13 protein-coding genes are annotated in these 16,053 nt (G+C 61.3%); 7 read left to right on the forward strand and 6 right to left on the reverse strand.

Features of this window, described 5'->3' with window-relative positions:
• Positions 1-34: 34 nt before the first annotated feature.
• On the reverse strand, positions 35-976 hold the full coding sequence (locus B9A97_RS22790; RefSeq protein ID WP_084368119.1) for an ABC transporter substrate-binding protein: 942 nt from the start codon (positions 974-976) through the stop codon (positions 35-37).
• A gap of 134 nt (positions 977-1,110) precedes the next feature.
• On the opposite strand from B9A97_RS22790, the gene B9A97_RS22795 reads away from it, so the two are divergent.
• Positions 1,111-2,028: a LysR family transcriptional regulator gene (locus B9A97_RS22795; RefSeq protein WP_084368120.1), complete on the forward strand. Its 918-nt coding sequence runs from the start codon at positions 1,111-1,113 to the stop codon at positions 2,026-2,028.
• Positions 2,029-2,090: 62 nt separating this feature from the next.
• Here B9A97_RS22795 and B9A97_RS22800 read toward each other — a convergent pair whose 3' ends face one another.
• On the reverse strand, positions 2,091-2,903 hold the full coding sequence (locus B9A97_RS22800) for an oxidoreductase (protein ID WP_084368121.1): 813 nt from the start codon (positions 2,901-2,903) through the stop codon (positions 2,091-2,093).
• A 257-nt stretch (positions 2,904-3,160) separates the two neighbouring features.
• On the opposite strand from B9A97_RS22800, the gene B9A97_RS22805 reads away from it, so the two are divergent.
• Positions 3,161-3,646: a PaaI family thioesterase gene (locus B9A97_RS22805; RefSeq protein ID WP_143530670.1), complete on the forward strand. Its 486-nt coding sequence runs from the start codon at positions 3,161-3,163 to the stop codon at positions 3,644-3,646.
• 88 nt (positions 3,647-3,734) lie between these two features.
• Here the strand turns inward: B9A97_RS22805 and B9A97_RS22810 are convergent, their stop codons facing one another.
• The gene (locus B9A97_RS22810; RefSeq protein ID WP_084368122.1) at positions 3,735-6,848 is read right to left on the reverse strand and encodes an efflux RND transporter permease subunit; all 3,114 of its coding nucleotides are present in this window, start codon (positions 6,846-6,848) and stop codon (positions 3,735-3,737) included.
• Positions 6,848-7,957, reverse strand: a complete 1,110-nt coding sequence (locus tag B9A97_RS22815; RefSeq protein WP_084368123.1) for an efflux RND transporter periplasmic adaptor subunit — start codon at positions 7,955-7,957, stop codon at positions 6,848-6,850. The genes B9A97_RS22810 and B9A97_RS22815 overlap by 1 nt, the downstream gene beginning before the upstream one ends.
• 97 nt (positions 7,958-8,054) lie before the next feature.
• Here B9A97_RS22815 and B9A97_RS22820 point away from each other — a divergent pair, with 97 nt between their 5' ends.
• From B9A97_RS22820 to ftsZ, 3 genes are all read left to right on the forward strand, one after another.
• Entirely contained in the window at positions 8,055-8,645 is a 591-nt protein-coding gene (locus tag B9A97_RS22820) for a TetR/AcrR family transcriptional regulator (protein WP_084368124.1), read from the forward strand.
• Positions 8,646-8,721: 76 nt separating this feature from the next.
• Positions 8,722-9,990: a beta-ketoacyl-ACP synthase II gene (fabF, locus tag B9A97_RS22825; protein WP_084368125.1), complete on the forward strand. Its 1,269-nt coding sequence runs from the start codon at positions 8,722-8,724 to the stop codon at positions 9,988-9,990.
• Positions 9,991-9,994: 4 nt separating this feature from the next.
• On the forward strand, positions 9,995-11,020 hold the full coding sequence (gene ftsZ, locus B9A97_RS22830; RefSeq protein WP_084368141.1) for a cell division protein FtsZ: 1,026 nt from the start codon (positions 9,995-9,997) through the stop codon (positions 11,018-11,020).
• 164 nt (positions 11,021-11,184) lie between these two features.
• On the opposite strand, the gene B9A97_RS22835 is transcribed toward ftsZ, so the two are convergent.
• Entirely contained in the window at positions 11,185-11,694 is a 510-nt protein-coding gene (locus tag B9A97_RS22835) for a P-loop NTPase family protein (protein WP_084368126.1), read from the reverse strand.
• A 188-nt stretch (positions 11,695-11,882) separates the two neighbouring features.
• Here B9A97_RS22835 and B9A97_RS22840 point away from each other — a divergent pair, with 188 nt between their 5' ends.
• Both B9A97_RS22840 and B9A97_RS22845 read left to right on the forward strand, forming a co-directional pair.
• Entirely contained in the window at positions 11,883-12,509 is a 627-nt protein-coding gene (locus B9A97_RS22840) for a recombinase family protein (RefSeq protein WP_084368127.1), read from the forward strand.
• A 5-nt stretch (positions 12,510-12,514) separates the two neighbouring features.
• Positions 12,515-15,520 carry a Tn3 family transposase gene (locus B9A97_RS22845; protein ID WP_084368128.1) on the forward strand — a complete coding sequence of 1,002 codons (3,006 nt, stop codon included), beginning with the start codon at positions 12,515-12,517 and terminating at the stop codon, positions 15,518-15,520.
• A gap of 33 nt (positions 15,521-15,553) precedes the next feature.
• Here the strand turns inward: B9A97_RS22845 and B9A97_RS22850 are convergent, their stop codons facing one another.
• Positions 15,554-15,958: an IS66-like element accessory protein TnpA gene (locus B9A97_RS22850; RefSeq protein ID WP_244564327.1), complete on the reverse strand. Its 405-nt coding sequence runs from the start codon at positions 15,956-15,958 to the stop codon at positions 15,554-15,556.
• Between the last annotated feature and the right edge of the window lie 95 nt (positions 15,959-16,053).

Here is a 16,053-nt window from a genome sequence, read left to right on the forward strand (position 1 = left end):
CGGGTGTACCCCGGCCTGAAGTAGGACTGCCGGCTCAGGGCGCGATCAGTCCGGCGGTATCGATCTTGCCGGTCAGCATGCCGCCTTCGCGCATGGCCTTGTCGAAATAGTCGAGGGCAGCCTGGGTCGGTACGGTCTTGCATTCCGGCAGTTCGATCTTGTTCAGGACCTCCACCGGCAGGCGGGTATATTTGGAGACGATCGCGCGGGTCTTGTCCTGGTTGGCTGCCACATAGTCCGCCGCCTGGGCGAAGGCCGCACGGAAGGACTTGATTGTGTCGGCATTCTCCTTGGCCCAGTCGCGGGTGGCGACAAACGTCGTATAGGGAAGGTCTGCCGGGATTTCCGACATGTAGTTGAAGGCCACCTTGCCGTTGGACTGACCGACAGCGCGACCCAGGGACGGCTCGCCGGCGATGACCGCATCGATCGTGCCGCCCTTCAGGACGTCGGCCGTGTTGGGGATCGGCACCTCGATGAAGGTAATGCCCTTTTCGTCTACGTTCTTCTGCTTCAGCCACTGGCGGAAGAGAATATCCAGCGTGCCGCCGATGCTCGGCGTGCCGACCTTCTTGCCGATGAGATCCTCGGGTTTGCTGATCTCGACGCCGCCGCGCACGGCGAGCCCGACATTCCTCGCGGTGCGCGGAGCACTCACGCCGCAATTGGCGACCACGACGAGATCGATCCCGCTATCGACCGCCTGCAGCAGCACGGTCGGCGACACCGCGACGATCTGATGCGAACCGGCCACCAGCGACGCCACCAGCGTCTGGTTGGAGCCGGTCGGCAGGAATTCGACATTGAGGCCGTTCTTTTCGAACATGCCCTCGTCCTTCGCCACGAAGGCGGCTTCCACCTCCGCGATCGGCGGCGTGCCGATGGCGATCTTTGTCTGTGCCCAGGACGGGCCCGCACTGGCCATGACACCACCGGCCATGACGACGCCGGCGATGAGAATTGCGCGTTTGAGCATTCATACCTCCCTTTGATGTGGGGCTCCTCAACCCCCAGCGACTATTCCAACTGCGGACCCTTTCATCAATAGACAGGATGACAGTTCAGATATAACCTCCAGGGCATATCTCAGCGGCAGCGGGAGGCGATGCGATGAACCTGCGGAAGTGGGAATATTTCCTGAAGGCCGCCGAATTCGGCAATCTTTCGCGGGTCGCCGAAAAGCTTGACATCTCGCAGCCGGCGCTGAGCCGGCAGATTTCCGCGCTGGAGCAGGAGATCGGCACGGCTTTGTTCCACCGCACCGGCCGCGGCCTGACGCTGACGCCCGCCGGCGAGATCTTCCGCGTCAGGGCAGAGGCGATCATGGAAGAAATCGAGCGGGTTCCGGAAGAGGTCATGCATGCCGCCGACACCCCGGCCGGCCGGCTTGCCTTCGGCGCGCCGCCCTTCATGGGACGCGTGCTGACCGGCGAGTTGGTGGCGAGCTATGTCGAGGCATTTCCCCATGTGCGGCTTCGCGTGCGCGGCGCCCATTCCTTCCAGCTACGCGAGGCGATCTTCTTCCGCGACATCGATATCGGCATCCTGGCAGCCCCATTGACGGAACCGGACCTGCATACCGAACCCCTGCTGCAGGAACAGCTCTACCTGGTCGGTCCGGCCGGCAGCGACCTTTCGCCCGAGCGTCCGCTGACCCTCGACATGGTGGCCGACCGGCCGCTGATCCTGACGCCACGCCCCGACGGCCTGCGGACGCTGATCGAAACGGAATTCGCGCGCATCGGCCGCCGTGTCAGGGTCGCGGTGGAGACGGAGTATGCGCCGATGGATGATCTTATCCGCCGCAGGGTGGGCTTCACGATCATGCCCTTCTGCGGAATGGTCAATTCACCGCTGACCGAACTCGCCTGGGCGCCGATCGAGGGGCTTTCCGTCACCTGGCTGATCGCGCTGCTGCAAAATTCCGAGCGATCGCTGGCAGCCCGGCGTTTCGTGGACATGTTGCTTGCCGCGACCAGGGAGAACATCAGGTCCGGCCGCTGGCAGGCAACCTATCTCGGGAAATAGCATCACGCGCGGCCCGCAGCCCGACCCACTCGCCGACCAAACGAGGCCAGGTGCGAAAGGCTCTATCCCTTGCCGAACCCGAAGGTCTTGCGAAGGCTGCCATCAACGGCCTTGGCCGGCATGAAGCGCCGGAGCCGGCTCAGCAGCGTCGCCTGGCTTCCAACGGGTTGGCGCATCTTGTAGGGTCCTTCGATGGCAGCCAGAATCTTGTCCGCGACAATTGTCGGTGACGGAGCCGATTTGATCTGCGCGAGAACGGTTTTCGTGGTCGCCTCGGCCTGCCGCGCGTACACCCCGAGAGGCGCTTCAGTCGTGGCCGCATTCACATCCAGGTTGGTGTTGGTGAAGGTCGGTTCGACGAGAACCACGCGGATGTTGAAGTCACGGATCTCGTGATCCAGGGATTCGGACAATCCCTCGATGGCGTGCTTGCTGCTCGCGTAAAGCCCCATGAAGGGGGCCGGCAGGAAGCCAAGGACAGAGCTGATGTTGATGATCAGGCCGTTCCGGGCGTTTCGCATGCCCGGCAGGACAGCCCGGATCATGCGCAGCGGGCCGAACACATTCACGTCGAACAGTTTCGCGGCCTCGGTCACCGAGGTGTTTTCCACTGGCCCGACCAGCGAGACACCGGCATTGTTGACAAGCACGTCGATCCTGCCGGTCTCAGCCAGCACCCATGCGATGAAACTTGCAACGGACTCGTCGCTGGTGACATCAAGTGCTCCAAATGTCACGCCGGCGATCGGCTTGGCCCGGCTGGGGTCGCGCGCACCGCCGTAGACCCGGTACCCCTTCTGGCCGAGTAGACGGGCGGTTGCCTCGCCAATCCCCGACGACGCGCCTGTAATCACGACTACTTTCTGCTGGGCCATGATGGCCTCCTCTATTCTTCTTCGCCTCTGTCGATCGGCGACGACGCTGGTGCCTCGACGAATTCTTCATTAGATTTATATTGACATCTAACGATGAATTAGATGTCATTCGAAATATAAAAGGTCAAGGGGCGTCGCGGCATCGTGGTTAAATTTCCCGCATCTCACCGTGAGGCCATCTGGAGAGCCGCATTGCGGCTGGTCGAATGCGGCTGCGCCAACCTCCCATTCAGCAGCAAACGCAAGGAGCGACGGATATGAATGAAAGCACAACTGCATCGGCGGCAAACAGCCAGAGACCAAACCTGGAGGAGCTCCCGGGCCTGGAATTTGTGACCTTGCTTGCCGAGGGACGGCTACCGCGCCCGCCCATGGCCGAGCTTCTCCCGTTCACGCTCCTGCCCCCGGAAGCGGGTGTCGTCACACTCAAGGCCTTTCCCGAAAGCCGGTTCCTGAACACGCTGCGCACCGTCCACGGGGGCTGGAGCATGACGATGCTCGACACGGCCATGGCGCTTGCCGCACACAGCGTTCTGGAAGCCGGGCAGTGGTGCCCCACACACGAGACCTCCGTGAAATTCGTTCGGCCAATCCTGGCAGACAGCGGCGAGTTGACGATCGTGGGCAAGATCATCTCTCGCAGCCGAACGGTCATCACGCTGGATGGCAGGATTGAATCGGCGGATGGCAAGCTGCACGCCCACGGCACATCCACCTGTCTGGTTCAGGCGATGAAGGCCTGAGCCTTTGCCTTCGTTTGCTCCCCAGGGTCACGCGCGTGCCATGTCATGTTGAATGATCAACCGACATGGCCGCGACCTGTTGCTGATATCACTCAGCCGCAAGCGCCAATGCGGGTGTTTCCGGCTGCTCGTCATGCTGATGCTCAGCCTCCTGCCTGGGAGGCTTGATCCGGAACCATGTCGCATAAAGTGCAGGCAGGAACAGCAGGATCATCACCGTCCCGACAGCCGTGCCACCGATCAGCGTGTAGGCCATCGACCCCCAGAAGACGGAATGCGTGAGCGGAATGAACGCCAGCACCGCCGCAAGGGCCGTCAGGATGACGGGCCGTGTTCGCTGCACTGTCGCCTCGATGACGGCATGGTAGTCGTCCAACCCCGCCGCCTGGTTTTCCTTGATCTGCTCTGTCAGGATCAGCGTGTTGCGCATCAAAATCCCGGCGAGACCGATCAGGCCGAGAATGGCATTGAAACCGAATGGCTGATTGAAGATGAGCAGGACCGGAACGACGCCGGCCAGCCCAAGCGGACCGGTCAGCATCACCATCGTCATCGTCGACAGGCTGCGGACCTGCAGAATAATGACGATCAGCATCGCGGCGATCATCACGGGGAAGACCTGAACCAGCGCGACATTCGCCTTCAGGGATTCCTCGATATTGCCGCCCATCTCGATGCGGTATCCCACCGGCAGCGACGCGATGAGCGGTTGCAGGGCCTGCATGACCTGCATCGAGACTTCCGGCGGCTGGGTTGCCTCGTTGATGTCAGAGCGGACCGTGATGACCGGCGTCCGGTCGCGCCGCTTCATGACAGGTTCTTCGAAGCGCACTTCGGCATGGCCGATCTGGTCCAGCGGCACGGCGCGTCCTTCCCTGCCAATCAAAGAGAAGTTCGCCAACTTCGCCGGGTCGAGGCGTGTATCGCCACCGCTTCGCGCGACGACGGCAACATTGCGGATATCCTCGCGGACCTGGGTGATCGGCACGCCCGTCAGCAGCAGTTGAAGCTGCTGCCCGGCCTCGGCCGGGGACAGGCCGATCAGATTGAGCCGTTCCTGATCCGGCACGAAACGCAGGACCGGTGTGCGATTGCCCCAGTCACGATTGGCGTTGCGCACGTCCGGAACGGTCTGCATCAGAGACATCGCCTGCTCGGAGATTTCGTAGAGCTTTTCGGGATCAGGCCCCATGATTCGAAACTCGACCGGGAAGGGCGTGAAGGGTCCGAAGACGAGCTGTGTGACGCGAACGAAGGCTTCGGGAGCCAGCCCAGCCGAAACAGCTTCGCGCAGCCGTTCCTTCAGCGCTTCGCGCGCTTCAGCATTGGGGGTCAGCACGACGAGTTTCGCAAATGCCGGATCCGGCAGTTCGGGCGACATGGCAAAGAAGAAGCGCGGTGCGCCCTGCCCGACATAGCTGGTGACGATCTTCGTCTCCGGCTGCTTCTGCAGCCAATCCTCGAGCTTTGCGACCGTGTCGGTCGTCGTCTTGATGCTCGTTCCCTCCGGGAGACGGACTTCGACAAGCACCTCCGGGCGGTCAGATGTCGGGAAGAACTGCTGCTTAACCGAGCCCATGCCGACCACGGATGCCCCCATCATCAATACAACGACGGCGCAGGTCATGAACTTGTGGCGGACCACGAAAGCGATCACACCACGCAGCCTGCGATAGTTGGGCGTGTTGTAGATGGCGTGATGTCCGCCTTGCACGGGCTTGATGTTCGGCAGCATCTTGACGCCCAGATAGGGGGTGAAGATGACCGCCACGAGCCAGGAGACGATCAGGGCGAAACCGACGATCCAGAAGATGTTGCCGGCATATTCGCCAGCCGCCGAGCGCGCGAAGCCGACCGGCATCAGGCCGATGATCGTGACGAGCGTGCCCGACAACATCGGCGCCGCCGTATGGCTCCAGGCATAGGCAGCCGCCTTGATGCGGTCCATGCCCTCTTCCATTTTGACGACCATCACTTCGATGGCAATGATCGCATCATCGACGAGCAGACCCAGCGCCAGGATCAGCGCGCCGAGCGTGATGCGGTCGAAGAACCGTCCGGTATCCAGCATGATGATGAACACCACACCGAGGGTGAGAGGCACCGCAAGCGCCACGACAATGCCGACGCGCCAGCCGAGGCTGACAAGACTGACGAACAGCACGACGCCAAGCGCCATCGCGAATTTCAGCATGAACTCGCCGACGGCTTCCTGAATGTTGACCGCCTGGTCGCTGACTTTCGCAAGGGTGATGCCGAGCGGCAGCGCCTCAGCAATCTGCGAGGAGCGTTGTTCCAGGGCCTTGCCCAGATCCAGGCCATTCCAGCCCTGCTGCATGACAACGCCCAGCATGATGGCCGGCTCGCCATTGTGCCTTATGATAAAGGTTTCCGGATCCTGATAGCCCCTTCGAACCTCGGCGAAGTCGGAGAGCTTGATGGTGCGGCCATTGGCGACAACAGGCGTATCGGCAACGGCCTGAACGCTGTCATAGGCGCCATCGAAGCGCATGAAGACTTGCGGGCCGCGGGTATCGATCGTGCCCGCCGCGGTCACGGTGTTGCGGCGCTGCAGCGCGGCCGCGACATCCTGCGGAGAAATGCCGAGCGTTGCGAGCTTCGGATAGGAGAATTCCACGAAGATCTGCTCCGGCTGCTCGCCGAGAATATTGATCTTCTTGACGCCGGGCACATGCAGCAGGTCCTGACGGATCGTCTCGGCCTGGCGAACAAGCTCGCGCTTCGGCATGCCCTGTGCCTTCAGCGCATAGAGCGCAAAACTCACATCGGAATATTCGTCGTTGACGAAGGGGCCAAGCACGCCCTGAGGGAGATTTCGCGCCTCGTCCCCGAGCTTCTTTCGCGCCTGATAGAACTCGTCCTCCACCACGGAAGGCGGCGTGTTGTCCTTCAGCGTCACCGTCATATAGGCGAAGCCCGGGCGCGTGGTGGTCTCCACGCGATCATACCAGGTCAGTTCCTGAATGCGCTTCTCCAGCGGCTCCGCGACAAGATCCTGCATCTCACGCGCAGTTGCACCGGGCCATACCGTGGTCACGGTGAGGGTCTTGATCGTGAACGAAGGATCTTCGGCCCGCCCCAGCTTGATGAACGCGTATACGCTGGCGACCGACAGAAGAACGATGAAGAAAAGGGTGACCGCGCGCTCGCGCACAGCAAGCGCTGAAAGGTTGAAGCTCATCAGTTCACCGCCTCTGCGGTTTCAACCGCTGTGCGCACGCTGGCGCCGTCCTGCAGGAGGTGCGCTCCAAGGGCCACCACCCGTTCGCCCGGGTTCACGTCTGTGACAATGGCTGTCTCTTCGCCCAACGTCTCGATCTTCACCGCGCGAAATTGAACGGTCGATGTGCTGTCGTTGAAGACAAAGACCCCGGTCCGGGCGCCGTCGTCGAGGATCGCGCCGATCGGAATTTCGACGGAGGCTGCATGGGTGCCACTGTCAACACTGAGGGTCACCGTTGCCCCCAAGGGCGCCGTCGCAGCGGAGCCCTGCAACACCCAACGCGTCTCGAATGTTCGCGTCTGCTGATCGGCGGCATCCGAAATCTGTCTGAGCAGCGCGGTCTCTGCCCCGCTCCGGCCGTAGATCGCGGCGCGCGCCTCAGCGCCGATCGCAGGCCTCAGATTCTCCGGCATCCACACCAGTGCCTCGCGCGGACCCGCTTTCGCCAGCCGCATGACGGGTTGCCCTGCCGATATGACCTGCCCCGGTTCCGCAAGGGTTTCGACGATCGTCCCATCGGCGTCAGCCAGCAGAACGGTGTATGCCACCTCGTTCTCGGCGACCGTGGCATCCGCCTTGGCAGCGGCCAGTTGGGCTATGGCGGTATCAAGAGAAAGCCTTGCGCGCTCGTATTGCTGGGTAGACGCCGCATTCGATTTGACGAGAACGGCAAACCGTTTTTCGTCCGCCTGCGCCTGCACAAAGGTCGCCTGGGCTGCGTTCACCGCATTTCGTTTTGCTGTCAGCGAGAGGTTGAGGTCGTTGCTGTCGATGCGCAGCAAGGGCTGCCCCGCCTTCACCTGGTCTCCGACCCCCACCAGGCGCTCCACGATCTTTCCGGGAACCCGGAATCCAAGATCGCTTTGAACCCGCGCCGCGACGGTGCCCGTGAAGGTTCTCCGCGCCGCATCGGGAATGCGAACACGCGCCAGATTGACAAGAGGCGGAAGCGTGCGGGGATCGGAGGCTTCTGCCTCTTGCGCTGCTGGCGGGCGGAGGAAGACGGCAGCAGCCACGCCGCCGGCTATGGCGACTGCGGCTGTCGCGAGCAGGAGTTTTCGTTTCATGACACCATCCTTCTTGACGGGAGCATTTCAATTTTTAGATTGCACTCTAACTCTAAAACATTTATAGATGTCAAATGAAATCTAAAAGGAAGCCGTCATGAGAGTGAGCCGCGCACAGGCAGAGGCCAATCGCGAGACAGTCATCAATGTCGCAAGCCGGCTCTTCCGCGAGCATGGCTTCGACGGCATTGGCCTCAAGGACCTGATGAAGGGAGCCGGCCTGACCCAAGGCGGCTTCTACAAGCAGTTTGAATCCAAGGATGATCTGGCGGCCTTGGCATCGCGCCGCGCCATGGAGAGCGCAACGCGTCGATGGTCCTCGGTCGCTGCATCAAGCGAGGACCCGATCCGGGGTGTCATCGACCTCTACCTCTCGGCCGGCCATCGCGGAGAAACGGCGGATGGTTGCCCGCTGGTGGCGCTGGGCTCCGATGCCGCGCGCCAGAGCGACGAGGTTCGCAAGCCGTTTGAGGACGGGATCAAGGCGCATCTAGAGGTGCTTGCGGAACTCCTGCCCACCTCTGACAGCCCGGAAAGCACGACCCAGAAAGCCCAGGTCATGCTGGCGCTGATGGTCGGCGCGGTCACACTCTCGCGCATCGTGACCGATGAGGCGCTTGCCGACAGCTTCCTGGACGCAGCCGCCGGGGAAGCCCGGGCTTTGGCCTCGGCAAAGCCGGGCGCGTAAGCGGGCCTGCTGTTTTTCTCAACTTTTCTGAACGCCCGGCATCCGCTCGACAGTGGATCCCGGCAATGGAGTCGTCATGCGTCGTATCGTTGTCACGGGAATGGGTGCCGTCAGTCCGCTCGGCGCCGGCGTCGAGAGCTCCTGGAGCCGCCTTCTGGCCGGTCAATCAGGCCTTCGCCGTCTGTCCGACGACATTGCAGGTGACTTGCCTGCAAAAGTTGGTGGTGTCGTCCCGACGATCTCGGAAGATCCGGAGGCCGGGTTTGATGCGGACCGCGTCCTGGCCCCGAAGGATCAGCGCAAGGTGGATCGCTTCATCCTGTTGGCACTGGCGGCAGCCGACGAAGCTTTGGCGCAGGCCGGATGGAAGCCGATACTGGACCAGAATCGCCAGCGCACGGCGACGATCATCGCCTCGGGAATTGGCGGCTTCCCGGCGATCACCGAGGCGGTTCGCATTGTCGACGAGAAGGGCCCACGCCGCCTGTCGCCGTTCACCATTCCGTCCTTCCTGGTCAACCTCGCGGCCGGACAGGTGTCCATCCGCCATGGGCTGAAGGGCCCGCTCGGGGCGCCGGTGACCGCCTGCGCGGCAGGCGTCCAGGCCATCGGCGACGCGGCTCGGCTGATCCGGGCGAATGAGGCAGACATTGCCGTTTGCGGCGGAACGGAAGCCTGCATGAACATCGTCAGCCTGGGAGGCTTCGCGGCGGCGCGGGCGCTCTCGACCGGATTTGCCGACACCCCGGCTGCTGCATCCCGACCTTTCGACATGATGCGCGACGGTTTCGTGATGGGGGAAGGTGCCGGCATCCTGGTGATCGAGGCGCTCAGTCACGCCCTGGCGCGTGGGGCAAAACCCCTGGCGGAACTGGTCGGCTATGGCACCACGGCAGATGCCCATCATGTCACATCCGGCCCGGAAGATGGGTCCGGGGCGGCAAGAGCCATGCAGATCGCGATCAGGCAGGCGGGCATAAGGCCGTCCCAGGTTCAGCATCTCAACGCCCATGCCACATCCACCCAACTTGGTGACCGCGGGGAAATCGAGGCGATCAAATCCGTGTTCGGAACAAGCATGGGCATAGCGGTGAGCGGCACCAAGTCCGCAACGGGACACCTTCTCGGAGCAGCCGGCGGTCTCGAAGCGATCTTCACCATCCTGGCCCTGCGCGACCAGATCGCGCCCCCGACCCTGAACCTTAACGCCCCCGATCCCGCCGGCGATGGCATCGATTTCGTCGCCAACAAGGCAAGGTCACTCCCCATGGAATTTGCAATCAGCAATGGCTTCGGCTTCGGCGGGGTGAATGCCAGCGCGCTATTCCGGCGCTGGGACGCGTGACTCCATGAAACCAACGCCCTCGCCTGGACTGAGCGCCTGGACGCCAAGGATTGCCGTGATCGGCGGCGGCGGCGGCGGCGGCAATGCGATCAACACCATGATCGCGCGCAGCGACGCGGATGTGAGGTTCATTGCCGCCAACACAGACGCCCAGGCCCTGGCGTCCTCCAAGGCCGAACATCAAGTCCAGCTCGGCAGAAACGCCACTCAGGGGCTTGGCGCAGGGTCTCGGCCGGAGCTCGGACAGGCTGCGGCGACGGAATCGATTGATGACATCATGGCGCATTTGAAAGATGTCCAGGTGTGCTTCCTCGCCGCCGGAATGGGTGGCGGCACAGGAACCGGTGCCACACCCGTGATCGCACAAGCCGCCCGCCAGGCCGGCCTGCTGACAATTGCTGTCGTGACCGAGCCCTTCACTTTCGAGGGAACACACCGGGCGCGCCAGGCAAGGGACGGCATTCGATCTCTGGTCGAGGCAGCCGATACCGTGATTGTTGTTCCAAACCAGAACCTTTTCCACCTTTCGGATGCGACGACGACGCTTGATGCGGCATTCCAGATGGCTGACAGGGTCCTTGTCGAAGGCGTCATGTCCCTGGTCGACTTGATGCGGGCGGATGGCTTGATCAACCTCGACTTCGCCGATGTTCAAGCGGTGATGAAGAAAATGGGCCGGGCGATTATCGCCAGCGGCATGGCCGCCGGGAGCGGTCGCGCAACAGAGGCGGCCCGGGCGGCGATCGACAATCCGCTCTTCAGGGGAACAAGCCTCGAAACCGCGAAAACCCTGCTGGTTTCCATGTCCGCGACCCGGGAGTTGACCCTCTTCGAAGTCGATGAGGCAGCAAGCTACATCCGCGACCACGTCAATTCGGATACGGATATGATCCTTGGCACCAGTTTTGATCCGACACTCGGTGAAAATCTGCGCGTGTCGATCATTGCTGCAGGGCTGAATGCACCGGCTGATGTGGTGGTGCTCGCCGAACACCTCCGGAAGCAGCGTGCCAATGGAGGCGGCCCGTGAAGATGGGGGGCCAGCCTACAGGTCAGCAAGGGCACTGCTGATATCGCCGATCTCAAGCCTCGAGATACGTCCGGCGAGTTTGCAGCAAGACATGGGGTCTGAGTAGCAACGGAACAGAAAACCTACATAAGCCGTGCGGATCTTCTCCGACGCTGACGCCTTTATCACGATATTTGCTGCCTGCCGGTCGTGACCGTCGCGAGGAAAGATGCAGCGTCGGGTCGGCTGACTATTTTGATCTTCTCGCGAGTATGGGAATCGAACAGCCTTCGGTGGCCTTCGAACGAATTCAGGTGATTTTGTCTGTTTGGATAACCGCGCGCGTATTCTAACAGCTCTTGGAACTGTTCGTCTGTGCCACCTCCAGTTTGGCCTCTATTTTGGAGGTTTGAGATACATTCATCGACGGAGAGATCGAGCCAGGTCAGTGTCGTTACGCGAGGGAGAACCTGTTGAAGAATCCGGCCGTAGATTCCCTCCATTACCCACCCGCTGTCGTTTGCGGCCTCAGCCACTAGTCTGATTCGCTCTTCACGTGAGCGCTCGCCTGCAAATTCGGGCAGCCAGTGAAGATCATCAAGATGAACCGCTGGTAGACAAAGCTCTTCAGCGAGCCTGTTGGCTAACCAAGTTTTTCCGCTCCCGCTGTTACCTACAACGAAGATTCTTTGCATCCGTCCTCCACGGTCCGCGAGGTCAATTCCCGTATGCCGCTCGTCCAACAAACCCCGGTTTGATGTCACGCTGCAAGGCAGATCGCAAAAATCCCGGAAAAGCTGCCAAATCTCATAAATACCCGTGCATAAACCTATAGCCTATAAACTCCCTGCCGTCTAAGTTAATGTGGAATTTGGGAGCGACCATGCTGATTGGCTATATGCGCGTTTCGACCGGCGAGCAAAATCTCGATCTTCAGCGTGATGGTCTTGAGCAGGCCGGATGCGAGAACATCTTCGACGACGTATGTTCGGGACGTGCTACACAGCGGCCCGGCCTGGACAAGGCGCTTGAGATTGCTCGGGCTGGCGATACCCTCGTCGTCTGGAAGCTCGATCGCATCGGACGCTCGCTTGCGCATGTTGTTGGTATGGTGAGCGACATGCAGAAACGGGGGATTGGCCTGAAGGTCCTGACCGGCGACGTAGACACCACGACAACCACGGGCCGACTTGTCTTCGGCATCTTTGCCACCCTGGCGGAATTCGAGCGTGATCTTATTCATGAACGCACCATGGCGGGGCTGGCAGCGGCCCGCGCCCGAGGCAGGGCCGGAGGACGGCCGCGCGTCATGACGGTGAAGAAGCTGAAGGCGGCTATGGCGATGATGGCCGACCGCGATAACGCGGCACGCGATGTTGCGGCCGAACTCGGCGTTTCGCTGTCGACGCTCTACGCCTATGTCGATGCCAAAGGAAAGCCCCGCGAGCGGGCAAATGACTTGCTGGCAAACAAGCGTCGGGCGAAGCGCGAACACCACGTTGCGGTGTAAAGACCGTGCCGGTTGGGTTCCTGACCGAAAGCCAGGCTAGAGAGTATGGCCGCTTCACTGGAGAGCCGACGCCGGATCAATTGGCCCGCTATTTCCATCTCGATGACGCTGATCGCGGATTCGTCTCGACGCATCGCAGCGATCACAATCGGCTTGGCGTGGCCGTTCAGCTCGGATCGTTGAGGATGCTCGGTGTCTTTCTCGAGAATCCGGGTCAGGTTCCTGCTACCGCCCTGCAATTCATAGCGCGTCAGCTATCGTTCTCCGATCCAGAGCGCCTGATCGCAGAATATGTGCGCAGTGAAGGACGTTGGCGACATGCGCCGCGCATCCGGGTGCACTATGGCTACCGAACCTATACCGACCCCGGCGTTGGATTTCGGCTCAATCGCTTCCTCTACGCCCTGTGCTGGACCGGATCGGATCGCGGGTCCGTTCTTTTCGACCGGGCAGTCGCCTGGCTGCTGGAATTCAAGGTCTTGCTACCCGGCTCGTCCGTACTCGAGCGTACCGTGGCCAGGGTGCGGACGCGAGCGAATGCCCGTCTGCATAAACTGATGGTCGTGACGATGACATCAGAGCAACGGGCGAGGCTTGATGAACTGGTCGTCATTCCAGAGGGGGAACGGCAAAGTCCGCTCGATCGCTTGCGAGATGGACCTTACATTCAAAGCAGCAGGGAGATCACTCGTGCGCTCAATCGTCTGGGAAAGATCCGCAGTCTTACCGAAGGGATGCCCTTCATCGACCGTTTGCCGCCCGGAAGAATAACGGCTTTGGCACGCTTTGCCAGCGCCGCCAAAGCGCAGGCCGTTTCCCGCCTGCCGCCTGATCGACGGGCCGCCACCTTGCTGGCCTTCATCCGAACGCTGGAGGCCTCGGCCAGTGATGATGTCATCGACCTGTTCGATGCGGTCTCCACGTCGATGTTCAGCGAAGCGTCCACAGCGGCGAAACAGGCAAGGTTGCGATCACTTCGAGATCTTGATGCCGCCGCACTGAAGCTGCGGGAGGCGGCAATCATCATCCTCGATCCGGATACTCCCGATGATGCCGTCCGTAACGCGGTGTTCCAGCTCGTGGACACCGACGCACTTGCGGCGGCTGTCGAGCGTGTCGGGGAGCTGGCCGAGCCTCACGACGAGACCTATTTCTCCGAACTCAGGAAATTCAATCGTAAGATAGCCTACACGCCCGCTCTCCTGACAGGCCTCGATCTTGGCGCAGCACCTGCCGGCCGACCGCTGCTTGAGGCGATCGAATATCTGCGCGCCATTCATTCCGGGCGCAAGCGTACCGGGCCACCGCCAACCACCTTTGCGCCCAAGCAGTGGCTCCGACAGATCAGATCGCCCGACGGCTCCCTCGATCTGACCGGCTACCGGCTTTGTGTCCTCGATTGCCTTCGCCGCGCCATCCGCCGACGCGATCTATTTCCCGCCAGATCCCTACGTTACGCTGATCCACGCAAGGGGCTACTGTCAGGCCCGGCCTGGGAGGCCGCTCGTCCGACTGTATGCCGTACCGTTGGCGTATCCAGTGTGGCAGAGGAAGAACTCGGGCGACTGTCGCAACGGCTAGATCTCGCTTTCCGGGAAACGGCCAGCCGTGTGCCTGCGAATTCAGGTGGCACCATCGTCAGCACCCCAGATGGTCCGGACATCTACGTCGAACGTCTGGAAAAGTTGGAAGAACCTGCAAGCCTGGTCGCGTTGCGCATGTCGGTCGAGGCCCGGCTACCCAGGCTCGACCTACCCGAACTGATCATGGAAATGCATGCGCGAACCGGCTTTGCCGATCTATTCACCCATGCCAGCGAAGGCGGCACACGGGCCGGGGATGTTGCGACAAGCATCTGCGCCGTCCTCGTAGCTGAAGCCACCAATACCGGATTCGAGCCTCTGGTTCGTCTCGATAGCCCGGCGCTTCGACGTTCACGCCTCAGTTGGGTGAAACAGAATTTTCTGCGTGCCGAGACCCTGACAGCGGCCAACGCCGCTCTAGTCGCGGCGCAAAATTCCATTCCGCTTGCCAGGCAATGGGGCGGTGGCGAAGTCGCCTCGGCCGATGGATTGCGCTTCGTCGTGCCGATCCGGACCATCTATTCCGGCCCCAATCCGAAATACTTTGGACAGGAACGCGGCGTCACATGGTATAATCTCGCCTCCGACCAGTTCACCGGTCTCAACGCCATGACCGTTCCCGGCACGTTGCGCGACAGCCTCAATCTCCTCGCCATCGTGCTCGAACAGGAAACCGAGCTGCAGCCAACCGAGATCATGACCGACACGGCGGGATATACCGATACGATATTCGGCATATTCCATCTGCTTGGATATCAGTTCAGCCCCCGCATCGCCGATGTCGGCGGTGCGCGCTTCTGGCGAGTCGACGCCAAGGCCGACTACGGCATTCTCGACGCCATCGCCTCGAACAAGATCAACATCAAGCTGATCGCAGAGCATTGGGACGATCTGCTGCGTCTCGCTGGCTCTCTCAAGCTCGGGGTTGTCCATGCCGCAGGTCTCACGCGAACGCTCCAGACCAACGACCGGCCTACGCGGCTGGCGCGCGCCCTCCAAGAGCTCGGCCGACTTATAAAGACCCTCTATCTTCTGCGGTTCATCGATGACGAAACCTATCGCCGACGCATTCTTGTCCAGCTCAACCGTGGCGAAGGCCGTCATCAGCTCGCCCGCATTATCTTTCATGGAAAACGTGGCGAACTGCGTCAGCGCTATCGTGAAGGGCAGGAAGATCAGCTCGGAGCGCTTGGCCTGGTCGTCAATCTCGTCGTGCTCTGGAATACGATATACATGGACGCTGCCATCAAACAGCTCGTGAACGAACGCTATGATGTCCGGCCGGAGGATCTTGCGCGCCTATCGCCCCTCGGCTTTGGCCACGTCAACATGCTCGGCCGATATACCTTCACACTACCGGAATTCGTCGCACGTGGTCAGCTTCGCCCACTTCGCGATCCAAAAAACACCGATCCGGATGAACCGTGAAATCCTTATGTAGGTTTTCTGCTCCGTTGCTACTCAAACCCCGATTGCGCCGGTGCTCGACTTCCTTCTCGCTGCGCGCGGCGATTCCTGCCCTTTCGCCGCAGGCATCGTGGGAACATCCAGGACCGCCGGCGCGAACATCGGAACTTCAACTTCAACATCAGGTGCAGCTTCGAGCGGCTTGCGGGCGAGCCGACGCCAAGTGAACAACTGCTGCGGGGTCAATCCGTGACGCCGAGCCACCGTGCAGACCTTGATGCCCGGCTCGTAACTCTCCGCAACAATCTGCGCCTTCTGCTCATCGCTCCAATCGCGACGACGGCCGGTGCCAGTAAAAACCTCAAACCGGCGCACTGGTTCTTCATCGCTGGATTTAAGCGTAAGCTGTGAAATCGACATATGTCTAAGCCCTCGTTCGAGCTCAACATCGTCAATCATGCACTGATCCGTAAGCGGTGTCCCGGCAGCACCTTTATCAAGCACTCTTGCGCATCGAACGTGACGGGATGAGAAGTTTCATCAATCCAGGTGTA

The sequence above is a fragment of the Rhizobium sp. RU36D genome, assembly GCF_900176345.1.
Lineage (GTDB): Bacteria > Pseudomonadota > Alphaproteobacteria > Rhizobiales > Rhizobiaceae > Allorhizobium.